This is a genomic window from uncultured Pseudomonas sp. (assembly GCF_913774235.1).
Lineage (GTDB): Bacteria > Pseudomonadota > Gammaproteobacteria > Pseudomonadales > Pseudomonadaceae > Chryseomonas.
In genome coordinates this window covers 439223-461315 of record NZ_CAJYDW010000005.1, presented here as the reverse complement: position 1 = coordinate 461315, position 22093 = coordinate 439223, and the positions used below count along the sequence as shown (strand labels likewise).

At 67.2% G+C, this 22093-nt stretch carries 17 protein-coding genes; 10 read left to right on the top strand and 7 right to left on the bottom strand.

The genetic code is table 11. From position 1 onward, the window contains the following. The first annotated feature begins 47 nt into the window (after nt 1–47). From hutU to hutG, 3 genes are read left to right on the top strand one after another with little or no spacing between them, the layout of a single operon-like run. Nucleotides 48–1730: a urocanate hydratase gene (hutU, locus tag QZ471_RS04525; RefSeq protein WP_295461239.1), complete on the top strand. Its 1683-nt coding sequence runs from the start codon at nt 48–50 to the stop codon at nt 1728–1730. A 38-nt stretch (nt 1731–1768) separates the two neighbouring features. After that, complete coding sequence (gene hutI, locus QZ471_RS04520; protein ID WP_295461238.1) at nt 1769–2974, top strand: imidazolonepropionase; 1206 nt, start codon at nt 1769–1771, stop codon at nt 2972–2974. Continuing rightward, nucleotides 2967–3770 carry an N-formylglutamate deformylase gene (gene hutG / locus QZ471_RS04515; RefSeq protein ID WP_295461237.1) on the top strand — a complete coding sequence of 268 codons (804 nt, stop codon included), beginning with the start codon at nt 2967–2969 and terminating at the stop codon, nt 3768–3770. Before hutI ends, hutG begins: the two co-directional genes overlap by 8 nt. Before the next feature lie 40 nt (nt 3771–3810). On the opposite strand, the gene QZ471_RS04510 is transcribed toward hutG, so the two are convergent. Then, complete coding sequence (locus QZ471_RS04510) at nt 3811–5169, bottom strand: formimidoylglutamate deiminase (RefSeq protein WP_295461236.1); 1359 nt, start codon at nt 5167–5169, stop codon at nt 3811–3813. A 94-nt stretch (nt 5170–5263) separates the two neighbouring features. On the opposite strand from QZ471_RS04510, the gene hutC reads away from it, so the two are divergent. Together hutC and QZ471_RS04500 are read left to right on the top strand one after the other, a co-directional pair. Then, nucleotides 5264–6004, top strand: a complete 741-nt coding sequence (gene hutC, locus QZ471_RS04505; protein WP_295461234.1) for a histidine utilization repressor — start codon at nt 5264–5266, stop codon at nt 6002–6004. Next, nucleotides 6001–6585: a HutD family protein gene (locus tag QZ471_RS04500; protein WP_295461232.1), complete on the top strand. Its 585-nt coding sequence runs from the start codon at nt 6001–6003 to the stop codon at nt 6583–6585. Before hutC ends, QZ471_RS04500 begins: the two co-directional genes overlap by 4 nt. A 68-nt stretch (nt 6586–6653) precedes the next feature. Here QZ471_RS04500 and QZ471_RS04495 read toward each other — a convergent pair whose 3' ends face one another. Next, nucleotides 6654–7523: an NAD(P)-binding domain-containing protein gene (locus tag QZ471_RS04495; RefSeq protein ID WP_295461231.1), complete on the bottom strand. Its 870-nt coding sequence runs from the start codon at nt 7521–7523 to the stop codon at nt 6654–6656. 17 nt (nt 7524–7540) lie between these two features. Continuing rightward, nucleotides 7541–8161 (bottom strand): RraA family protein, encoded by a 621-nt coding sequence (locus QZ471_RS04490; RefSeq protein WP_295461229.1) that lies wholly within the window; start codon nt 8159–8161, stop codon nt 7541–7543. A 97-nt stretch (nt 8162–8258) separates the two neighbouring features. On the opposite strand from QZ471_RS04490, the gene QZ471_RS04485 reads away from it, so the two are divergent. Continuing rightward, nucleotides 8259–9158, top strand: a complete 900-nt coding sequence (locus QZ471_RS04485) for a LysR family transcriptional regulator (protein ID WP_295461228.1) — start codon at nt 8259–8261, stop codon at nt 9156–9158. A 16-nt stretch (nt 9159–9174) separates the two neighbouring features. Here QZ471_RS04485 and QZ471_RS04480 read toward each other — a convergent pair whose 3' ends face one another. Further along, nucleotides 9175–10548 carry an MFS transporter gene (locus QZ471_RS04480; RefSeq protein WP_295461226.1) on the bottom strand — a complete coding sequence of 458 codons (1374 nt, stop codon included), beginning with the start codon at nt 10546–10548 and terminating at the stop codon, nt 9175–9177. 391 nt (nt 10549–10939) lie between these two features. Between QZ471_RS04480 and QZ471_RS04475 the strand changes: the two genes are divergently transcribed. The 3 genes from QZ471_RS04475 to QZ471_RS04465 all read left to right on the top strand — a co-directional run bounded on the left by QZ471_RS04475 (nt 10940) and on the right by QZ471_RS04465 (nt 13696). Continuing rightward, nucleotides 10940–12340: an efflux transporter outer membrane subunit gene (locus QZ471_RS04475; RefSeq protein WP_295461224.1), complete on the top strand. Its 1401-nt coding sequence runs from the start codon at nt 10940–10942 to the stop codon at nt 12338–12340. A gap of 279 nt (nt 12341–12619) precedes the next feature. Then, on the top strand, nt 12620–12835 hold the full coding sequence (locus QZ471_RS04470) for a hypothetical protein (protein ID WP_295461222.1): 216 nt from the start codon (nt 12620–12622) through the stop codon (nt 12833–12835). A 117-nt stretch (nt 12836–12952) separates the two neighbouring features. Next, nucleotides 12953–13696 carry a BPL-N domain-containing protein gene (locus QZ471_RS04465; RefSeq protein ID WP_295461221.1) on the top strand — a complete coding sequence of 248 codons (744 nt, stop codon included), beginning with the start codon at nt 12953–12955 and terminating at the stop codon, nt 13694–13696. A 73-nt stretch (nt 13697–13769) separates the two neighbouring features. Here QZ471_RS04465 and QZ471_RS04460 read toward each other — a convergent pair whose 3' ends face one another. After that, the gene (locus tag QZ471_RS04460) at nt 13770–16214 is read right to left on the bottom strand and encodes a DUF2309 domain-containing protein (RefSeq protein ID WP_295461219.1); all 2445 of its coding nucleotides are present in this window, start codon (nt 16212–16214) and stop codon (nt 13770–13772) included. Then, nucleotides 16211–17737: an NADH-quinone oxidoreductase subunit L gene (locus QZ471_RS04455; RefSeq protein WP_295461217.1), complete on the bottom strand. Its 1527-nt coding sequence runs from the start codon at nt 17735–17737 to the stop codon at nt 16211–16213. The genes QZ471_RS04460 and QZ471_RS04455 overlap by 4 nt, the downstream gene beginning before the upstream one ends. A 103-nt stretch (nt 17738–17840) precedes the next feature. On the opposite strand from QZ471_RS04455, the gene QZ471_RS04450 reads away from it, so the two are divergent. Then, entirely contained in the window at nt 17841–18776 is a 936-nt protein-coding gene (locus QZ471_RS04450; RefSeq protein WP_295461215.1) for a LysR family transcriptional regulator, read from the top strand. On the opposite strand, the gene QZ471_RS04445 is transcribed toward QZ471_RS04450, so the two are convergent. Further along, entirely contained in the window at nt 18773–21820 is a 3048-nt protein-coding gene (locus QZ471_RS04445; protein ID WP_295461213.1) for an autotransporter domain-containing protein, read from the bottom strand. The genes QZ471_RS04450 and QZ471_RS04445 overlap by 4 nt on opposite strands. Nucleotides 21821–22093 lie beyond the last annotated feature (273 nt).

Genomic DNA, 22093 nt, shown 5'->3' with positions numbered 1-22093 from the left:
TGTATATACATGATCAATCATTCATCTACCCGTTTGCAGGCCCCGCCATGACCGACGCCACCCGCCACCGCTCCGTGACTATCCGTGCCCCTCGTGGCACCCAGCTCAACGCCCGCAGCTGGCTGACCGAAGCGCCGCTGCGCATGCTGATGAACAACCTCGACCCCGAGGTGGCGGAGAATCCCGAGGAACTGGTCGTCTATGGCGGCATCGGCCGGGCGGCGCGTAACTGGGAGTGCTACGACGCCATCGTCGCCAGCCTCAAGACGCTGGGGGATGACGAGACGCTGCTGGTGCAGTCCGGTAAGCCGGTGGGCGTCTTCAAGACCCACAGCAATGCACCGCGGGTGCTGATCGCCAACTCCAACCTGGTCCCGCACTGGGCGAGCTGGGAGCACTTCAACGAGCTCGACGCCAAGGGCCTGGCCATGTACGGCCAGATGACCGCGGGCAGCTGGATCTACATCGGCAGCCAGGGCATCGTCCAGGGCACCTACGAAACCTTCGTCGAGGCCGGACGCCAGCACTACGCGGGCAATCTCAAGGGTCGCTGGGTACTCACCGCTGGCCTCGGCGGCATGGGCGGGGCCCAGCCCCTGGCCGCGACCCTGGCCGGCGCCTCCTCGCTGAACATCGAGTGCCAGCAGAGCCGTATCGATTTCCGCCTCAAGACTCGCTATGTCGACGAGCAGGCCAAGGATCTGGACGATGCCCTCGCCCGCCTAGACCGCTACACCCGCGAAGGCCGCGCCATCTCCATCGCCCTGCAGGGCAACGCCGCAGAAATCCTCCCCGAGCTGGTACGGCGCGGCGTCCGCCCGGATATGGTCACCGACCAGACCAGCGCCCACGATCCGCTCAATGGCTATCTGCCGATCGGCTGGAGCTGGGAAGAATATCGCGCGCGGGCCCTCACCGAGCCGGCGGCGGTGGTCAAGGCGGCCAAGGCCTCCATGGCCCAGCACGTGCGCGCCATGCTCGACTTCCAGCGCCAGGGCGTGCCCACCTTCGACTACGGCAACAACATCCGCCAGATGGCCAAGGAAGAAGGCGTGAGCGACGCCTTCGCCTTCCCCGGTTTCGTCCCGGCCTATATCCGCCCGCTGTTCTGTCGCGGCATAGGGCCGTTCCGCTGGGCGGCGCTGTCCGGTGAGGCGGAGGATATCTATCGCACCGATGCCAAGGTCAAGGAACTCATCCCCGACGACGCCCACCTGCACAACTGGCTGGACATGGCCCGCGAGCGCATCGCCTTCCAAGGGCTGCCGGCGCGCATCTGCTGGGTCGGCCTCGGCCAGCGCGCCAAGCTCGGCCTGGCCTTCAACGAGATGGTGCGTCGCGGCGAACTCAAGGCCCCCATCGTCATCGGCCGCGACCACCTGGATTCGGGCTCGGTGGCCAGCCCCAATCGCGAGACCGAGGCCATGCGTGATGGCTCCGACGCCGTTTCCGACTGGCCGTTGCTCAACGCCCTGCTGAACACCGCCAGCGGCGCCACCTGGGTGTCCCTGCACCATGGTGGTGGCGTGGGCATGGGCTTCTCGCAACACTCGGGCATGGTCATCGTCTGCGACGGCTCCGATGAAGCCGCCGAACGCATCGCCCGGGTGCTGACCAACGACCCGGCCACCGGGGTGATGCGCCATGCCGACGCGGGCTACGAGATCGCCATCGAATGTGCACGGGAGCAGGGCTTGCAGTTGCCGATGATCACGGCTCGCCAGCCGTAATGGATGACGCGGTGCCTATCCCTGCGCGAGGACACCCCATGAAGCTCTGGTACAACTGCCATGCCGCCACCCTGGTCGACGGCGTCTATGGCGCCCTGGAAAACGCGGCCTTGCTGGTCGATGGCGAGCGTTTGCACTGGGTGGGTCCGCTGGCCGAGCTGCCCTCGATAGCGATCAGCGAACGCCATGACCTGGCGGGCGCCTGGGTCACCCCCGGCCTGATCGATTGCCATACCCATCTGGTCTTCGGTGGCGATCGCAGTGGCGAATTCGAGCAGCGCCTGCAGGGTGTCAGCTATGCCGAGATCGCCGCGGCCGGCGGCGGCATCGCCAGCAGCGTCCGCGCCACCCGCGCCGCCAGCGAGGACGACTTGCTGGTCAGCGCCCTGCGCCGCGCCCGCCCCCTACTGGCCGAAGGCGTCACCGTGCTGGAAGTGAAATCCGGCTATGGCCTGGACCTGGCCAGCGAACGCAAGGTGCTGCGGGTGGCGCGCCGACTGGGCGAGGTATTGCCGGTCACGGTCCGCACCACCTGCCTCGCCGCCCACGCCCTGCCCCCGGAATTCGCCGGCCGCGCCGATGACTACATCACTGCCATCTGCGACGACTGGCTGCCGCAACTGGCTGCCGAAGGTCTGGTGGATGCGGTGGATGCCTTCTGCGAACACCTGGCCTTTTCCCCAACGCAGGTCGAGCGCGTCTTCCAGACCGCCACCCGGCTCGGCCTGCCGGTCAAGCTGCACGCCGAACAACTGTCGGTGCAGCACGGCGCGGCGCTCGCGGCTCGCTATGGCGCCCTGTCGGCCGATCACCTGGAGTACCTGGTCGAGGAAGACGTGGTAGCCATGGCCGCTGCCGGCACCGTGGCGGTCCTGCTGCCCGGCGCCTTCCTCACCCTGCGCGAGACGCAATTGCCGCCGGTGGCGGCGTTGCGCAGCCACGGCGTGCCCATCGCCCTGGCCAGCGACGCCAATCCGGGCACCTCGCCGGTGCTGTCTCTGCGGCTGATGCTCAACCTGGGCTGCACCCTGTTCGGCCTCACCCCGGAGGAAGCCCTGGCCGGCGTCACCCTTAACGCCGCCCGGGCGCTCGGCCTCGCGGAACGCTACGGCAGCCTGGAAGCGGGCAAGTATGCCGATTTCATCGCCTGGGACATCACCCGTCCCGCCGAGCTGGCCTACTGGCTCGGCGGCCAACTCGACACCCGCATCATCCGCCACGGCAAGGAGCTCGCCCGTGTCTGACACCTTCACCTTCACCCGCGGCCAGGTACCGCTGCTGATCAGCATGCCGCATCCCGGTACCCGTCTCACCGCCGCCGTCGAGCAGGGCCTGGTACCCGCCGGCCAGGCTCTCACCGACACCGACTGGCACATCCCCCGGCTCTACGCCATGGCCGAGGAATTGGGCGCCAGTCGCCTCGAAGCGCTCTACTCGCGCTACGTCATAGATCTGAATCGGCCCGACGACGATGTCCCGCTCTACCGCACCGCCACCACCGGTCTCTTCCCGGACGTGCTCTTCGACGGCAGCCCGCTGTTCCGCGACGGCCAGGCGCCGGATACCAAGGCGCGGCAGCAGGCGCTGGAAGAGATCTGGCGGCCCTACCACCAGACCCTGGTGACGGAGCTGCAACGCCTGCGCGAGACCTTCGGCTATGCGCTGCTGTGGGACGCTCACTCCATTTGCTCGCGCATACCGCGGTTGTTCGACGGCCAACTGCCGGATCTCAACTTCGGTACCTTCGAAGGGGCCAGTTGCGCGCCAGAACTGACCAGCCGCCTGCAGGCGGTCGCCAGTGGCCAGCAACGCCTGACCCACGTCTTCAACGGCCGCTTCAAGGGCGGCTTCATCACCCGCCACTACGGCGTCCCCGACCAGCACATCCATGCCGTGCAACTGGAACTGGCGCAGTGCACCTACATGGAAGAAACGCCGCCCTTCGGCTACCGGGACGACCTCGCCACCCCCACCCAGGCCCTGCTCCGCCAACTGCTCGAAGCGGCGCTGGCCTGGGGTCGCGAGCGCTACGGTCGCTGACCGGCGCCGTCCCCGCCGCGAGCGGGGACGCTCTCCCTCTTCAAACGAACAGGGTGCGCAGCACCTGGGCGAAATCCTTGGCACTGGCGGCTTCGTCGGGGTGCCGCCCGTCCCGCACCACCCAACGTCCCCCGACCATCACGTCACGCACCTGGCGGTCGCCCCCGGCGAACAGCCAGCGGTTGAGCAGCGCGTCCGCCGGCGCGCTGGCCAGATAGGGGTCGGTACCATCCAGCACCACCCAGTCGGCGCGCCGGCCGACCGCGAGTTGGCCGATCTCCTGGCCCAGTGCCATGGCGCCACCTTGCAACGCCTGGACGAACAGGTGCTGGCCAACATTGGGCTGGCGGGCGCAGACCAGGCGATTGCGCTGCTGATCGCGCAGGCGCTGGCCGTACTCCAGCCACCGCAGTTCCTCGACCGGGCTGACACTCACATGGCTGTCCGAGCCGATGCCGAAGCGCCCACCGGCGGCGAGGAAATCCGTCGCCGGAAAGAGCCCATCGCCCAGGTTGGCCTCGGTGGTCGGGCAAAGGCCGGCAATGGCCCGGCTTTGTGCCATCAGGGCGACCTCATGGGGCAGTGCGTGGGTGGCGTGGACCAGACACCAGCGCTCATCCACGGCGACCTGCTCGTACAGCCACTCGATGGGCCGGCGCCCGCTCCAGGCCAGGCAGTCGGCCACTTCCTTCTGCTGCTCGGCGATATGGATATGCACCGGCCAGTCCGGTTCGGTGGCCGCCAGTACCTCGGCGAGCTGTGCGCCGCTGACCGCACGCAACGAGTGAAAGCACAGGCCCAGGCGCTGCCCCTCGGCGAGCACCGCCGCCAGGCGCGGCAGGAGTTCGAGATAGCTGTCCGTGGTATGCAGGAAGCGCCGCTGCCCCGCGGTCGGCGCCTGGGCCCCGAAGCCGCTGTAACTGTAGAGCACCGGCAGCAGGGTCAGACCGATGCCCGCACGGCCCGCAGCCTGGGCAAGGCGCCTGCCCAGCTCGGCCGGATCGGCGTAGGGAACGCCCTCGGGGTCGTGGTGCACGTAGTGGAATTCGGCCACGGCGGTGTAACCGGCCTTGAGCATCTCGATATACAGCTGGCGAGCCACCACTTCCAGCTGCTCCGGCGCGAGCCGCCCCACCAGGCGATACATCAGGTCGCGCCAGGTCCAGAAGCTGTCCTGGGTAGCGCCCGCCACCTCCGCCAAGCCGGCCATGGCCCGTTGAAAGGCATGGGAATGCAAATTCGGCATGCCTGGCAGCAGCGGGCCCTGCAGACGCTCGGCGCCCTCTGCCGTGCTGTCGACCGCGACGCCTTGCAGATATCCCTGCGCATCGACCTCCAGGCGCACATTCGCTGACCACCCTTCCGGTAGAAGGGCCCTTTCCGCAAAAAAAGTCGGCATAATCGAATTCATCCAGCCCTTTCTGACATGTATATACATATACAGACATAAACCGCCACGGTAAACTGCTGGCTGTCTTTCCAAGGGGTCTTTCATGCCGTCATCGCCGAACCTTGCGCAACCGGCCAAGGCCGCGCCCGCACCCTTCTACGAGCAGGTCAAGCAACTCATCCTGCGGCAGATCCATTCGGGCGCCTGGCCGCCCCACCAGAAGATCCCCTCCGAAGCGGAATTGGTCGCCCAGCTGGGCTTCAGCCGCATGACCGTGCACCGCGCACTGCGCGAGCTCACCAGCGATGGCTTGCTGGTACGGATGCAGGGCGTCGGCACCTTCGTCGCCGAGCCCAAGGGTCAGGCCGCCCTCTTCGAGGTGCACAACATCGCCGACGAGATCGCCTCCCGTGGCCACCGACATCGGCTCGAAGTGATTCGGATGCAAAGCGAAACGGCCAATGGAGAACGCTCGGTGGCGCTAGGCGTTCGCGAGGGTCAGCCGGTGTTCCACTCGGTGATCGTGCACTACGAGAACGACGTGCCGGTGCAGATAGAGGATCGCTACGTCAACCCGGCGGTCGCGCCCGAGTATCTCGACCAGGACTTCAGCAGCGAAACGCCCTATGTCTACTTGAATCGCCTCGCGCCCCTGACCGAAGGCGAACATGTGGTCGAAGCCGTGCTCGCCTCCACCGAAGAGCAGCAGTTGCTGCGCATTCCTGCCACGGAGCCATGCCTGATGATTCGGCGGCGCACCTGGTCGGGCCGCCGCGCCGTCACCAGCGCCAGGCTGTTGTATCCCGGCAGTCGCTATCGGCTGGAGGGGCATTTCGGTTCATGAGCAAGCTCACTCGCCTCCCCGCAACCGGGCACCGGCGCATGCCCTGGCGCAACGGCCTGGGCAGCACCCTCGAAATCGCTCGGGATACCACCGCCACGGCTACCGACTTCGGCTGGCGCGCATCCCTGGCCGACGTGACGCAATCCGGGGCCTTTTCCCCTTTCGCCGGCATGACGCGGATCATCAGCGTGATCGAGGGGATGGGGATGCGGCTGCACGTCGACGGCGAGATTACCCCGCCCCTGGGCTGCTGGCAGGCATTCGTTTTCTCCGGTGATGCCCAGGTCGAGTGCGAGCTGCTCGCTGGCCCTATCCGGGACTTCAACCTGATCTATCACCCAGATCGTTATGCCGCCGAACTCGACTGGGTATCGATTGACGGCCCCTGGGCGCTGGATGATTCGCGGGCGCTGCTGCTGTTTTGCGCCGAAGGGTCGCTGGAGGTCTGCCATGAAGGCGCCATCCTCGGGCTCGAACAGCTGGATGCCCTGCACGTCCAGCCAGGGCCGGCGCCTACCGAGTTGACTATACAAGGCAAGGCCCGGCTTGGCGTGATCCGCTTGCACGCCCTGGCACTGTAGCCCTGAAGCCACTCCGCCGTACGCAGGCCGCCTGACGAGCGAGGCGGCCGACCTCCCGGGCAGCCCTCTCAGCGGGCCACGCCATTCACCCTGAACAGCCAGTCGAACGCCTGGTCGAGGGACGGCGTGTCCGTGTCCAGCGGCTCGCTGGCCAGTTGCCCGGAGGTGCGGGCGAAGAGCGCCTTGACCCCGGGCAGCACGGCGACCGGCAGGTCCGCCGCGCGCAGTTGGCGTTCAGCCTCCTCCACCTCCTTCAGGCGACGCGGTGCATGGACCACATGGGTACGGATCAGGGCGCCGAGAAAGTCCCGCAGGCTGGCCTGGTCGATATCGCTCAAGGCGTCGTGGAGCTTGGCCGTGACACCCTGCTGTTCGGCGGCCATGAAACACTCGATGGTCAGGGCTTCGAGGCCCTTGGTGAAGACGCTGCGGAGGATCTTCAAGGCCGCGGCATCGCCCGCGGCGCCGCCCTCCACTGGTTTCAATGGCGCGCCCGCGGCAACGAACAGGGCCAGCGCACGATCCATCCCCTCTCCGGCGCCCAGCAGGTTGGTCTTCTCCTGGGTCAGGGCGATGGCGCCGAGAATGGCCACATCGACGTAGGCGATAGCCCGCTCCGCGGCCAGGCGCGCTGCCTGGCGGATCTGCTCCGGGTCCGCCGTCGTCATGTCGATGAACAGTGCCCCCGCGCGCATCCCGGCCAGCGCCTGCTCGGCAACGGCCAGCGACACCGTACCGAACACGCAGGAGACGACCACCTCGCAGTCCGCCACGGCCGTGTCGATGGCCGTGACCAGCTCCAGGCCGTGCTCCGCGGCGAAGCCCTGGGCACGCGGCGAGGGTTTCAGGTCGCAGAGGACCAGGGTATGGCCGGCCGCGATCCAGGGCCCGGCATAGGTGAGTCCGACTTCTCCGGCTCCAACGATGGCTATCTTCATGTCACTATGTCTTCCTGTCAGTGGGCCGCGTAGGCGCCCTTGTAGGTTCCTGCGGCGATCTGGGCCAGCATCTCGGCCTCCTTGCGCTCGGTCGCCAGGCAGCGCTCCAGCAAGGCCTCCGCCTGGTCGAAGGGAAAGGCGACGATGCCGTCATGGTCACCCACCACCAGGTCACCGGGCGCTACGACCATGCCGGCGATGCTCACCGGTACATTGATCTCTCCTGGACCGTTCTTGTAGGGACCGCGGTGATAGCCACCGCGGGCGAACATTGGAAAGCTGCCTTTGCCGATGGTGGCCAGGTCCCGAATCATGCCGTCGACCACCACGCCCGCCGCGCCGCGCTTCTGTGCGATGGCGGCCATGATGTCGCCCATCAGGGCCCGGCTCAGGTCGCCGCCGCCGTCGACCACCAGTACCTGGCCAGGCTCCAGCAACTCCAGTGCCTGATGGATGGCAAGGTTGTCACCGGCGGGTACCTTCACGGTGAGGGCGATGCCGGCCATGGTGCCCTCGATGCGGTGGAACGGCCGCAACGGCGCCCCGGGCAGGCGATCCAGGCAATCGCTGATGATCGAGGTGGAAGTACGGGCGAAGGCGGCGACCAGATCGGTCGGGGCGGAAGCGATGGCGTTCATGGAGGCTCCTCTGCGTGGATGAAGTCGAGGATAGGCGCCTGGCTAAATAGAAAAAGCGATATTAAGGTATGGTCATTCATGCCTTCGAGGAATGCTCATGGTTACCCTCCGCCAATTGCTGGCGCTGCACTGGATCGAACGCCTGGGCACCTTCGAACGCGCGGCTGAGCACCTCAACACCACCCAGTCGGCGATCTCCAAGCGGGTGCAGGAACTGGAGGCGTCCACCGGGCTGCAACTGTTCGATCGCTCGCAACGCGGCGCGCGCTTCACCGCCGAGGGGGAAGAGCTGCTGGTCATCGCCCGGGAAATGCTCGATCTCAGCGAACGCATCACCTCGCTCAAGGACGGCAAGCACGTCACCACCCGCCGCCTACGGCTCGGGGTTACCGAACTCACCGCCTGGACCTGGCTGCCGCGCCTGGTGACCCGGCTCGTCGAGGACTTCCCCGGGCTCACCGTCGAGCCGGAGGTCGACATGAGCCGCACCCTTCACGAACGCCTGATGGACGACCTGGTGGATCTCATCGTGATCCCCGACACCTTCACCGCACCGGAGGTCACCAGCGTGCCCCTGGCGACGGTGGAGAACGCCTGGATGGCGGCGCCGGGACTGGTCAAGAGCGCGGGCGTGGTGAGCCTGGCCGAGCTGGCCAGTTATCCGATGCTGATGCAGGGGAAGAAGTCCGGATCGGGACTCTTCGTCAATCGCTGGCTGCAGGCCCGGGGCATCGAACTGCCGCGAATTCTCTCGTCCGACAGCCTCACCGCCATGCTCGGCCTGGCCTCGGCGGGCCTGGGCGTGACCTATCTGCCCCGCGAGTGCTTCCGACCCCTGGTCGACGAGGGAAAACTCGTCATCGTCGAGGCCGATCCGCAATTGCCGCCGGTGCCCTACATGGCGATGTACCGTAACGACCGCCCCTCGACCTTCGTCGCCGAGGTGGCCGCCCTGGCGACGCAGCTGTGCGATTTCACCCAGCAGTTGCAGCGCTAGGCGACGCCGACGGCGATCAGGCAGCCGCCGACTCGGTGGGCGCGGTCGCCGGCTCGGCGATGGTCAGCACGAAGGCCAGGGCCGCCAGGGAGCAGACCCCGAGGAAGAGGAACACGGCGGTCCAGCTGTAGGCGTCCAGCAGGAAACCCGTGATCAAGGGCGCGATGGCACCGCCCGCCTGCCCGGCGCTGTTGACCACCGACGCCGCGACCGGATAGGTCGTGCGCGTGGTGAGACCCATGGAATAGACCGAGAACGACGAGTAGCCGAGGTTGAGCAGGAAACCTGTGCCGAACAGCAGCAGGCTCACCGCGAGCAGGCCATTGGGTGCGTAGACCAGGGCGATCATCATCAGGCAGGTGGCCACGGCACTGAGCATCATCGTGGGTTTGCGGCGCCGGTCGAGGAGCTTGTCGGATAGCCAGCCACCGACGATGTTGCCGAGCACGCCGCCCACGAACGGCAGCGACGCCACGAAGCCCACCTGCATCAGCTCGAAGTGCTTCACCTCGCCGAGGTACTTGGGAAGCCAGGCCAGCAGGACGTTCACCACCCCGGTCATCAGCAGGTAGCCGAGGCCGCAGCCCCAGACGTTCCAGGAGCGGAAGACGGACCGGGAGGTCTCCAGGGTGGACGTGCGCTCGTAGCGCAGGGCCCGATCCAGAGCACCGAAGTCTTTCTGTTTGCGCGCCGCCCCCTGGCTCGTGGTCGTCTGATCCTCGATGTGCTCGGCCTCGGCGTCGTTCACCCGCTTGCAGGTACGGGGATCGCTGGGCACCAGCCACCACCAGAGCAAGGCCAGCAGCACGCCGGGCAGGGCGAAGGCGATGAACATGGTCCGCCAGCCATCGAGCAGGATCAGCATCGCGCCGAGCGGGGGCGCAATGACCGCGCCCATCTTCGCTGCCGACAGGAAGGCGCCCGTGGCCGTCCCCTTCTCCCGCGGCGGAAACCAGCGATTGATGGTGCTCAGCATCGACAGCGGCAGCGCCGCCTCGGCGACGCCCAGGGCGGAGCGATAGAGCTTGAGCATGCCGATGCTGTGGGAGGTACCGATCAGCAGCGTGACGAGAGAGGTCAGGCCGATGGCCGCGGGCGCCACCACCCGCACGCTGACCTTGCTCAGTAGGAAACCCGCCGGTATCTGGCCCAGGGAATAGAAGAGGAAGAAGGCACTGACCAGCAACCCTACCTCGGCGTTGGTCGCGCCGAATTCCTTCTGGATGTAGGGCAGCGCGATGCCGATGTTCGCCCGATCCGCCGCGGCCAGCATATAGACCACGACGATGACCGCCAGCACCACCCAGCGATAGCGGGTCATCGTCGCCGTCCGGCCGAGCGAGCGCTCGGTCGAATGGACAGCGCCCTTGGAAGCTACGGATTCGGTCATGGTGTCCTCACTTGTTATGGTTATTGGGATGAGGAGGTTTTACGGACGACGCCCAGGTGAAAAAAGCGATAAATAGGCACCAGAAATCATTCCTGGACGGAATGATCTCCGCCAGAGGAGCGCGCTAGAGGGACCGCTGTCGACTCGCCAGGGTCTCGTTCAAGGTCGGCAGCGCCAGCCGCCAGTCCAGCAGCAGCCGTCAGTCCCTGCTGGGCAGCGTCTCAAGGCTTAACACTCTTTCACAAGAGACCTACAGTCCTTTACAGGGTGGCTCGTGCGAGACGCCTACCATGGCGTTCTCCAAGAGGACCGCCGATGTTTCGCTCGCACCCCCTCCCCCATCCTCCAGGGGCAAATGCCCTGTCGTTCCCCTTCGCCGCCTGGGCGCGCCATGACTAGACACGCCCTGCTGGTCTTGAGCGTCCTGCTCGCGGGCTGCTCCCTGGCTCCTACTCATGAGCGACCGCCGGCGCCCGTGCCGGAACGCTACCCGGTCGCCACCGATAGCCTCCGCAACCTGCCGGAGCGCCAGGCGCTGTTCGCCGATCCCCGCCTGCGCGCCCTGATAGACCAGGCCCTCGACGGCAATCGCGACCTGCGCCTGGTGGCCCTGGACATTCAGCAGGCGCGGGCGCGCTATCGCATCAGCCGCAGCGATCTCATGGTCGAAATGAACGCGACGGCCAGCCGCGCCCGCGAGCGAACCCAGGGCGGCATGGGCACCGTGCCCGCCGGCCAGGAGAAATCCGGTCCGCAGACGGCTGGCCGGTACAGCGTCGGACTCGGCACCAATGCCTATGAACTGGATCTCTTCGGCCGCCTGCGCGACCTGCGGAACGCTGCCCTGGACGAATACCTGGCGCAACGCGAGACACGCCTCGGCGTGGAACTGTCGCTGGTGGCGGAAGTGGCTACGGCCTATCTGAACCAGATCGCCCTGGACGAACGCCTGGCTCTCGGCCGCAGCACCCTGGCCAGTCGCCAGCGGGAGCTCGATCTGGTCAGCCAACGTCAGGCCATCGGGGTGAGTTCGGCGCTGGAGCTGGCGCAGGCCCAGACCAGCGTGGAAACCGCCGCCGCCGACATGGCCGCGTTGGAACGGACACGCGCCCAGACCGACAACAGCCTGCGCCTGCTGCTGGGCGGCGATCCGGCCGGCGACCTGCCGGCGCCCTTGCCTCTCGCCCGCCAGGGTCTCGACCAGCCACTTCCCGCGGGCCTGCCGTCCGACTTGCTGGTGCGCCGGCCCGACATCCGCGCTGCCGAGTATCGCCTGCGCGCCGCCAATGCCAACATCGGCGCCGCGCGCGCCGCCTTCTTTCCACGCCTTACCCTCACCGCCAGTGCGGGTTACGTCAGCAACGACCTCGACGGCCTGTTCAACGCGACGAACCAGGCCTGGAGCTTCGTGCCCCAGTTGCAGGTGCCCCTCTTCGACGGCGGGCGCAACCGCGCCAACCTGGCGCTGGCGGAGGTGCGCCGCGACCAGGACGTGGTGCGCTACGAAAAGACCATCCAGGTAGCCTTCCGCGAGGTGGCGGATCAACTGGTCGCCCAGGGGCCCCTCGGCCGACAACTCGCTGCCCAGCAGCGTCTGCGCGACGCCACCGCCCGCAGTCTCGCACTGGCGACCGAGCGCTACGCCCGGGGGCTGGACAACTACCTGACGCTGCTCGACAGCCAGCGCAGCCTCCATGCCGCCGACAATGCCCTGATCGAGACGCGCCTGCAGCTGATGATCTCCCGGGTGGACCTGTTCCGCGCGCTCGGCGGCGAGTGGCGCCCTGAATGAACGAAAGACGTCGAGACCTCGAACGAGGTACGTCGGCCAGGGGCGCTTCCCTGGGCCAGAACGGCAGCGTTTTGCCGAGGCCCCGGATAAGAACCCGTAGCGAGTACCAGGCATGCAAGCCTGGGCATAAATCCCGGCCGATGGGTTATTTCAAAGCGCCCTCGCGTTTACAAACATTTACCGGCGTTTATAGAGTTTTACACGGACAAGATTCAAAGATAGTTATTATATAACCAATAGCGTTGTCACCCTGCATTGTTCGAAACAAGGAAAGTGGCTGTGAAATGCGCCATAAAATACCTGGGATTAGTCGCTATGGCGCTTGGAGTAGCAGCCATACTCATCGGCTGGCTCCTGGATCCGACCTTTTCTCTGAACAATGAAGTCAGACTAATTTCAATCAAGCAGGAATTCCTGCAGACCGACTTCTTCCTCTGGGGCACAATATTGTTCGCCGCCGGATTCAATGGCTATTCACTGCACACCGATCTTTGATAAAGCCGAACGCAAAGAGCCTGACGGAACCCTGGCCTACCGTTATTGAATAACCGTCCGCTACATAACGACTCGTCCCACCGACCCTCAATTAAAGTGGCGCCCCGGTAAACCACCATGCGCAAGTTCGGCATCTTTCTGGTGTTGATCCTGATATCCCTATCCGCCTTGATCGCCCTGGTCGGTATCGACCAGCCGGATGTCATCCGCATCGCCGTCTATCGCGGCCCAGCCGCGTGCGAAGGCTGCGCCGAATCGGTGAAAGAGGCGATAGAACGCCTCGACTCTCACTACCGCGTCGACTTTCTCGGCCCCAACGAATCCCTCGATGTCTCCACCGCGACGCTCGCGCGCTATGTCGCCTACGTCCAGCCCGGCGGCGGCCAAGATATCCCCGCCGCCCTGGCCAGCCTGGGCCAGGCCAGGCGCGCGGCGATCCGCGCCTACGTGGCCCATGGCGGTCAATACCTCGGCATCTGCATGGGCGCCTATCTCGCCGATGCCGCCAATCTCGGCCTGATCGATGCGGAGTTGGATTCGGAGGTGGGCCGCCCAGGCTTTCCCATCACCACCCTCGACGACAGCGCGGTTCTGGTCAGGTGGGGCGGTCGCGAAGAGCCCCTGTTCTTTCAGGACGGGCCTTATTTTCCGCAGCAAGCGAGCACTGGCTTTCGGGTGATTGGCGTCTACGGCAATGGTGACATCGCCGCGGCGCGGTATCGTTTCGGTGCTGGCGTGGTGGTACTGAGCGGGCCCCATCCAGAAGCGGATGAATCCTGGTTCCAGGACGCGAATATCCCGCCGCAGCTGCGCCCCCGCCGCAATGCCTTCAAGGTGCTCTTCGACGCCCTCGACTCCTGAGCCGTCGCCCCCAGGGCCCTCGGCCGGAACGGCAAGAGCCGCCTGAGGGATCAGGCGACTCTTGCCCCCACGGTCAGCCCTGCGGCAATGGCTGCCAGCCTGAGCCACTGCGCCGCTCCAGGCCGGCCTGCTCCCCATCCAGGCGCAGCAGCTGCAGCCAGCCGTTGCGCACCAGGTCGCGGACCACGGCGTGGTTCGCCAGCACCTGGTCGATCATGGCCCGCGGCGCCTCGATGACCACGTGCAGGCGCAGCGGGCGATGCATCCACCGCTCACCGTCGTGCAGCGACTGGCGCGCCAGGCCGATGCGAAGGTCGCCGCCGTTGCCCTCGAACACGCCAATATGGCCACCCACCACGTTGTGCAGCAGCTTGTTGCCACTGCCGAAGCGCAGGTTATCGGTGGTCGAGGTGAGGTACTGCAGGTTGATCCAGTGCGCCACCACCATGGGGGCGATCATGATCGACTCCAGCACCCGGCCGCCCTCGTCCTGCCGCCAGTCATAGTCGTGCAGGAAGGCACGCCCCTGCAGGTCCACCCCGCGGGTGCGGGCGCGCGGTGCGGCGATGAAGGCGGCATTGCCGGCCAGGCCCCATTCCGGCCGGGTCTGCGCCCAGTCGCGGGCACGCCGCCGCAGCCGCCCGAGCAGCCTGTCTGGCTGCTGCAGCGGCGCCAGGCCCAGCGTCGCCGCCCGCTCGCGGCGCACCGCGGCGCTGGCGCTGTCCAGCGCTGCGCTCAGGCGTTGCCAGGCCGGCTGGAGCGCCGTGGGTAGCGCCTCATGCTCGAAGACCTGCACCTCGTCGGTGGTGGTGTTGTGCAACCCGGCGAGAACCCGGCACTGCGGCGGCAGTTCGAGGCCGCGCGCACTTAGACCGGTGCGGACCTCGGGGTCGTTGAGCAGACCAGCCAGCAGCCGCGCATTGATCTCGCCGCTCTGGCCGCAGCAGGCGCCACAGTCGAGCCCCGCCGCCTGCGGGTTGTTGGCGCTCTGGCTACCGTGGCCGAGCAGCACCAGCAGCGCCGGCACCGGCCCGCTGAGCCCCATGGCCGTGAGAATACGCGCGGCCAGGTCGATCTTCTGTTCCAGCGCCATGGCCGGCAGTCGCGGTTGCAGCCGTTGCCATTCGTGGCGGCGCCAGGCGCTCTGGTCTGGCTGCACCACCCCGCCGCTCAACCCGTAGGTGCGCCCCAGCAGCGCCCCGGCGTAGCCCAGGCCGATGCTCTCGACCAGGGTGAAGGTCGAGGCCGGCAGCCGCTCGAACAGGCGCCAGCGGCCCTGACGCGCGAGACGCTGCTGGCGCTGCTCGGCCAACTGCCGATCCTGGTCGGCATCGCCACAGCTGTCGCTGACCTGCAGTTGCGGAGCGAGCAAGCCGGGCAATTGCGGGCGCGTGGCGTTCGTCCCCAGCGGGGTATAGGCGATGGGCAGGCCGAAGAAGCCGGCGAAACCGCCGGTTTCCAGCTCGGGACAGGCCTGTTCCAGGGCGCGCCGCAGGGGTTCGGAGCGCACGTCGATACAGAAGAACAGCTTGGCCAACGGCGCCGCGGGCAAGGTGGCGGGAGTGCTCTGGCAGAGGCTTGCGTGCAACTGCTCCTGCCAGGCCAGTTCGTCGGCCCGCTGCCATAGCTGCAGCGCCTGCCAGCTGGCTGACGGGGGCTGCCGCAACCGCTCCTGCCAGGCCGCACGCCAGCGTTGCCAGCGGCTGTCGGCATCGCGCCGGCGATCATCCACCAACCATTCCCAGGCGGCGCGTATGGCCAGCAGCTCCAGCAGCGTCTGGTCGTCCTCGCCCTGCAACCTGGCCTGCCAGCGCCGATAGGCGCACCAGGACGCCCAACCGAGGTTGCGCAGCAACAGGCAGTCGAACCAGGGCGCCCAGTCCGCTTCCGCCAAGCCGAGATGCCGCACCGCGGCTTCCAGGGCCGCCTCCGGCTCCAGGGGCAGCGCGGCGATGCGCTGGTGCAGGTCGCGGCAGGCACTGAGCACGCTCATCCCCCGGTCCGCCAGCAGGCTCTCGCGCCAGGCCCGGTACAGCCCGACGCTGACGTCCGGCCGCCAGTCAGCCTGCTCGCGATCGAACCAGGCGGCGCAGCTCTGGCCGATCTGCTGGGTGATCAGTGCCGGCCAGCCCGGCAGCGGCAGGCCCGGTTCGGCCAGGTCTTCCAGCAGCGGCAAGACCTGGCTGGATTCCTCCGGCGCACTCAGGGCCTGCAGGAGCTGCTCGGGCGTCCAGGCCCCGCCCTGCTCGGCCAATGCCTGTAGCAGGTGGCGCCTGGCGATGGTGCCCTCCTGCCAGGCCTGGCGGTAGTCGGCGGCATCCAGGGTCAGGCGGCTGCCCGCCCGCTGCCAGAGCTGCGCGGCGACGTCCTGCCAGGGTTGCTCGCGTCTTTCCCACAGCGGGTTGACCGCGATCATCCGGTCCAGCGGCCAGGTCGGCGCGATGCGGGCACAGGCCTGGCGTGCGGCGTCGTGCAGCGCCAGCGGTTGGAGGCCGGGAAGGGGTTCGAAGGCAGTCATGGGCGATCTCCAAGGGGCGCGATGAGGGGCTGCGGCGCACGCGCCGGCCACAGGCGGAAGGTCAGGCGGGTGAAGTGCTCATCCAGGTGGAAGCCGGCGAAGGCCAGGGGATACAGACGTTGCGCCAGGGCGCCGCGCGGCTGGGCCAGGAGCACGGCTTGCAGCAGGTAGAGGCCGAGCAGCAGCGCCATGGCCAGGACGGTCAGCGGTAGCGGTGCCGCGGCGAGGTGCTGGTCGAGCAGCCAACCGGCCGCCTGGTGCCACACCAGGTAGGCGCCCAGCAGCAGGCCGAAGGTGAGCGCTCCGCTTGCCAGCTGTCCGCGGCCCAGGCACCAGGGCGCCAGGCCGATGGCGAGGATCGTCAGCGCGACCCAGGGCAGTTCATGCGCCGGCAGCGCCCAGGCCCAGAGGCCCTTGAGCAGCAGCAGCGCCAGGGCCGCCAGCGCCAGCGCGCGCAACAGACCGCCCAGCTCGGGCGCGGGCATCCGCGGCAGCAGCGCCTGGTGGCGGGCATGGGCCACCGTCTCGCCCGCCGCCAGAAAGGCATGGGCCTTGTACAGCGAATGGGCCAGCAGGTGCACCAGGGCCAGCTCGTACAGCCCCAGGCCGCACTCCAGCAGCATCAGGCCCATCTGCGCACAGGTCGACCAGGCCAGGCGCACCTTGATGCTGATGCGGGTCATCATCACCAGGGCCGCGAGTACCGCGGTCACCCCGCCCACCAGCACCAGCAGGCTCTGCGCCGGGACGGCGGCGGAGAACAGCGGGGCGAAGCGCAGCAGGAGGAAACCGCCCAGGTTGACCACCCCGGCATGCAGCAGCGCCGAGACCGGCGTCGGGGCCTCCATCACCTGGATCAGCCAGCCATGCACCGGCAACTGGGCCGACTTGAGGATCACCGCCAGGGCCAGCAGCAAGGCCGCCCCCTGCAGTTCCCAGCCGAGGCTACCGCTGGCCTGCAGGCGGGCGTTTACGGCGTCGAGAATGGCGGCGAGCTGGCTGTCGCCGGTGGCCCGCACCAGCAGCAGGGTCGCCAGCAGCAGGCTGACATCGGCGAGGCGACTGGCGAGAAACTTCTTGTGGGCCGCTACCACCGCTTGGGGACGGTCGCGGTAGAAGGTGAGCAGCTGATGCAGGCACAGGCTGGAGAGGATCCAGGCCCCTACCAGCAGGAAGAGATCGTCCGTGGTGACCACCGTGGCGACGGCGGCCAGGGTGGCGAGCAGCGCGAGCACATAGCGCCGCTGCCCGGGCTCGCCTTCCAGGTAGCGCTGGGAGTATTCGATGATTACCAGCGCCAGCAGGCTGATCAGTCCGGCCATGGCCAGGCCGAGGCGATCGTGCGGCTGGTCGACCAGGACGGCCTGCAACCAGGCCGCCAAAACCAGGAAAACGCCGAGGTAACCGGCGACCCGGGCGGGCAACCAGAAGCGACATGGGGAAGCGAGTAAGGCGACCGGCACCAAGGCCAGGGCATAGGCCCAGGGCAACAGCGGGGCCAGGGGAAACAGCAGGCTAGACATCGTGCACGCTCCTTGAACACCAGAGGCTGCTAGTGTCGAAGAGCGCTTGAATTATGTGAAATAGATAGATATGAATCTAACGTTCACTTTAAAAGAACGAATCATGCGCCGACTGAATTTCCATCATCTGCATTACTTCTGGGCCGTGGCCAAGGAAGGCAACCTGACCCGCGCCGCCGAGGCGCTGCACGTCTCCCAGTCCGCCCTCTCCACCCAGATCCGCGTACTAGAGGATCAGCTCGGCCACCCCCTGTTCATCCGCTCCAGTCGCAGCCTGCGCCTGACGGAGGCCGGACAGCTGGTGCTGGATTACGCCGAGACCATCTTCGCCCTCGGCAGCGAGTTGCAGAACACCCTGCACAATGCGCGCGAAGCGAATCAGACGTTGCGCATCGGCGCCGTCGCCACCCTCTCGCGCAACTTCCAGGAAAACCTGCTGCGCCCCTTCCTCGGGCGTGACGACCTGGTGCTCGTGCTGGAGTCCGGCGGCGTGGACGAACTGCTGGAACGCCTGGCGCTGCACAAGCTGGACGTGGTGCTGACCAACCAGGCGGTCAGCGCCGACAGCCAGCGCACCTGGCAATGCCGCCTGCTCCATCGCCAGCCGGTGTGCCTGATCGGCCCACCGCGCCAGGACAGCCGCCCCTTCGACCTGCATCGCGACCTGCAGCAGGCGCGGCTGATCGTGCCCGGGCGCAGCAGCGACGTACGCAGCCAGTTCGAGGTCTATTGCAATGGTCAGGGTTTGAGCCCGCAGATCTGCGCCGAGGTCGACGACATGGCCATGCTGCGCCTGCTCGCCCGCGACTCCGGCGACCTGGCGCTGCTGCCGGCGGTGGTGGTGCAGGACGAGTTGCGCAGCGGCACCCTGCAACTCTATGCCGAGGTGCCGGAGATCGCCGAACGCTTCTATGCCGTCACCCTGCAGCGCCAGTTCCGGCTGAGCATCCTGGATGAATTGCTCGGCCAGCCAAGGACTCAGACTGAGCCCTTGGCTGGCCCCGCCGTTGCAACGGAGCCAGGGGACTCAGCGGCTTAGAAGCGCCAGCTGAGACGGGCGTTGAGATCCTGGTCCTTGCTGCGACCACTCAGTTGACCGTCGTAGCCCAGGCCCAGCGACACCACCTCGGTCAGCTGCATGTCCAAGGCGCCCTGTACCACCGCCGCTTCCCGCGCGATGGGCGCGCCCACCAGCTTGAAGTCCGGTCCGCCGGCGAAGGCCGCCTGCTGTTCGGGGGTGGTATCGCCGAAGGCATGGCGCCAGCCCAGGGTGGCACTGGGGACCACCTTCCAGTCACCCAGCGGTTTGCTCGCCAGGCGCAGGCCCAGGGTGCTGAAGGTCACGTCGGTGTTCTGCCGGGGATTGTCCAGGTCCAGCGCCCCGCTGCGCTCGTGGAAGCCGTCGGTCTGCAGGTGCACATGGGCCAGGTTGGCGAAGGGCGAAAGATTCAGGCTGCCCGCGTCGATCCGGTAGGCCAGTTCGCCGAAGGCCTGGGTGGTGCCGGCGTCATAGTCGGGCGCCAGGTGCTGATTGGCGCCAAGGATGGTGAGATCACGGCGGGCTTCCACCGAATGCCAGCTATGGGCCAGGCCGAGCTTGAGGCTCAGCGCATCCCACTGGTTACCGGCGTAGAGACCCAGGTGGTAATCGGTGCTGGTGGCCGAGCCCGACTCGTCGCGCAGGTCAAGATCGGTATGCCCGAAGCCCACCAGGCCACCGGCGCGCCAGCCACCGTCCAGCGGGAGGTCGGCGCCGATCAGCAGGCCATGGCTATGGCTGTCCAGGCTGCTGGCGTCATGGCTGCCATCGTTGCGCCCCCAGGCGCCGAGGGCCTGGGTCCAGACCAGGCCACGCTCGGGCGTACCGGCCAGGCCCTGGATGCCAGAGCTGGACGGCGCGTCGTCCTGGGCGTCGTGCAGGCGCTCGGCCATGGCGTTGCGCACCAGGCGGCTGTCTTCCACCAGCACCGTCTTGGTCGAGGCATGCAGTTCGTTGCCCAGGCTCTGGAAGGTGCTCCGCGCGCCAGCGGCGTTGGTCGCGGCGACCTGATTCCACAGCGCATTGCCGGCACCGGCGCTATCCAGCCCCGCCGCGGCAGCGCGGGCGTTGCGACCGTCGGCCAGGTCGGCGAAGGCCACGCCGTTGCGCGGCAGGCTCAGGGTCGCCTGGTTGGCGCCGTAGCTCAGGGTCGGGGTGAGGAAGGCGAAGTCGGACTGGATCTGCCCGAAGCTGCCGCTCAGGCCATTGCCCGCGCTCAGCAGCTGATAGCTGCCCAGCGGCTGCCAGTAGGGGCTGGAGACCAGCGCCAGGGTGGCGCCATTGACCGCGATGGTGCCGGTGGCGACCAGGCGGTCGGCGCGGCCGGTGGCATCGGTCTCGACCTGGTAGATCGAGCCCTGGTCGAAGGTCACGTTGCCATTGACGTTGAGCTGGCCCACCGAATTGCCGGGCGCGAGGATACCGCCCTGGGTCACGCGCAGGCTGGCGAGGCTGCCATTGCCACCGAGGGTGGCACCCGAGTTGACCGTGACCGCCGAATTGCCGAGATTGCCATTGATGGCCAGGCGGCCCTGGTTGACGGTGGTGGTACCGGAGAAGTCGCTGTTGCCGGTCAGGCTCAGGGAGCCGACCCCGGTCTTCACCAGGCTGCCGTTGCCGTGCAGGTTGTTGGCCAGGCTGTCATTGACCGACTGATCCAGCACCAGGGTGGCGTTGTCGGTGATGTCGCCGCTGCCGAAGGCCTGGGCATAGCCGCGCAGGGTACCGCCGTTGATGACCGTCCCGCCGCTGTAGGTGTTGAAGCCGCTGAGGATGAGTTCGCCACTGCCGTTCTTGGTCAGGCTGCCGCTGCCGCCGATGTCGTTGCGCCAGGCGTCGCGGGCGTTGAAGCCGCCCAGGCTGGCATCCATGTTGACGCTGACATTGCCGTTGAAGGCCGCATAGCCGTCGGCGGCGGCCATCAGGTTGAGGCGGCCATAGCCGTTGGATTCGTCGATCACCACGTAACCGGAAGACAGCTCGGTACTGGCCAGCACATCGCGCCGCTGGCTGGCGCTCAGGTAGGGGAAGCGGGTCTCCAGCAGCACCTCGGCATTGACCGGCACCACCGGCGCCAGGTTGGTCGGGCCGACGGGGGCAAAACCGTAGGTCATGCGGGCGGTATACAGCGCCTTGTCCTGGGCGTGCTGGGACTGCCGGTCGGTAGCCGGATCGATCTTGTCCATGCAGTTGTTGATGTCGCCACCGCACTGCTGGGTGAAGAAGGCCTGGGCCTGGGCGAAGGCATCGCTACGCAGTTGGGCATTGTTGACCAGGTTGTCGATGGCGAAATAGGTGGCGGTGATGCGCCCGCCGATCACGTCCAGCGGCGAATGCATGCCGGCGAGGATGCGGTTGTTACCCAGCTCGGAGGCGCGGAAGAGTTCCTCGCTCAGACGCTGGGGCACGGCATAACCGAAGCCTATGGCCGCCAGGTAGGCGGCGTTGGTGTGGCCGCTCGGGAAACCGCCATCGGTCTGCGGCGTGGTACTGAGCGCCGGACGCAGCGACAGCGGCACGATGTCCACGCCCGCCTGCCGCCAGGGGCGCGGATATTGGTAGGCGTTCTTCGCCGGGGTGGTGGAGGCATCGTTGCGGATCGCCTGGACCAGCTGAACCACCTTGCCCAGCTGCGAGTTGGCGTCGCCGGCACCGTTGCCGTTGTCGGTGTATTTGGTGGTCTGGGTGGAGGCGTCGAACACCGGGATGGTGGTGAAGGCACCGGACGCCGCCTGGTAGGCACTGGCCAGGGAGCCCAGACCGCTGATCATGCTGTAGCTCTGGTCGCGGCGGTCATCGTAATAGGCCGCTATTTCCTGAGCCTGGGTGCGGGTCTTCGCGAGATCGACCACGTACTGGATATTGCGCTGCAGAATGGGCGCCCCCAGGGCAGTAGGCGTACCGGTGTCCCAGGTCGCGCCGGGCGTCCAGAGCTTGTTGTAGCCCGATAGCAGATCGACGCCATTGATGGCGTTGTTGCCCGAGCGGCTGGCGGCCTGCACCGACACCGCCAACAGCGATGCCGTGAATACGGCCGTGATCACTGCGGGTTTTTTAGCTGAACGTTTCACCGACTCTTCCCCTTAGCTAGGTAGATACAACCTGTTACAAGTTGCTACGAGGCGGCGAGGCTAGAGCGGTTGTGTGACGTTATGGCGGCAGTCTGATGGCAGTTTTTATTTACTGGGCAATAGGTTACGTACGCAAACCGCCTCCCCTCCCCTCCCCGTGAGCGTCAAAGAAAAGTGCGCAGAACCTTCCGCCGCTAGACGCGACCGAAGCGACCTGGCTGAGCGAGGTACACTCCCACCCCAGTC

Bases quoted from the DNA above. Each gene is read 5' to 3' on its own strand.
- hutU (WP_295461239.1), top strand. From the start codon at position 48: ATGACCGACGCCACCCGCCACCGCTCCGTGACTATCCGTGCCCCTCGT.
- hutI (WP_295461238.1), top strand. From the start codon at position 1,769: ATGAAGCTCTGGTACAACTGCCATGCCGCCACCCTGGTCGACGGCGTC.
- QZ471_RS04510 (WP_295461236.1), bottom strand. From the start codon at position 5,169: ATGCCGACTTTTTTTGCGGAAAGGGCCCTTCTACCGGAAGGGTGGTCA.
- hutC (WP_295461234.1), top strand. From the start codon at position 5,264: ATGCCGTCATCGCCGAACCTTGCGCAACCGGCCAAGGCCGCGCCCGCA.
- QZ471_RS04500 (WP_295461232.1), top strand. From the start codon at position 6,001: ATGAGCAAGCTCACTCGCCTCCCCGCAACCGGGCACCGGCGCATGCCC.
- QZ471_RS04495 (WP_295461231.1), bottom strand. From the start codon at position 7,523: ATGAAGATAGCCATCGTTGGAGCCGGAGAAGTCGGACTCACCTATGCC.
- QZ471_RS04490 (WP_295461229.1), bottom strand. From the start codon at position 8,161: ATGAACGCCATCGCTTCCGCCCCGACCGATCTGGTCGCCGCCTTCGCC.
- QZ471_RS04485 (WP_295461228.1), top strand. From the start codon at position 8,259: ATGGTTACCCTCCGCCAATTGCTGGCGCTGCACTGGATCGAACGCCTG.
- QZ471_RS04480 (WP_295461226.1), bottom strand. From the start codon at position 10,548: ATGACCGAATCCGTAGCTTCCAAGGGCGCTGTCCATTCGACCGAGCGC.
- QZ471_RS04475 (WP_295461224.1), top strand. From the start codon at position 10,940: ATGACTAGACACGCCCTGCTGGTCTTGAGCGTCCTGCTCGCGGGCTGC.
- QZ471_RS04465 (WP_295461221.1), top strand. From the start codon at position 12,953: ATGCGCAAGTTCGGCATCTTTCTGGTGTTGATCCTGATATCCCTATCC.
- QZ471_RS04460 (WP_295461219.1), bottom strand. From the start codon at position 16,214: ATGACTGCCTTCGAACCCCTTCCCGGCCTCCAACCGCTGGCGCTGCAC.
- QZ471_RS04455 (WP_295461217.1), bottom strand. From the start codon at position 17,737: ATGTCTAGCCTGCTGTTTCCCCTGGCCCCGCTGTTGCCCTGGGCCTAT.
- QZ471_RS04450 (WP_295461215.1), top strand. From the start codon at position 17,841: ATGCGCCGACTGAATTTCCATCATCTGCATTACTTCTGGGCCGTGGCC.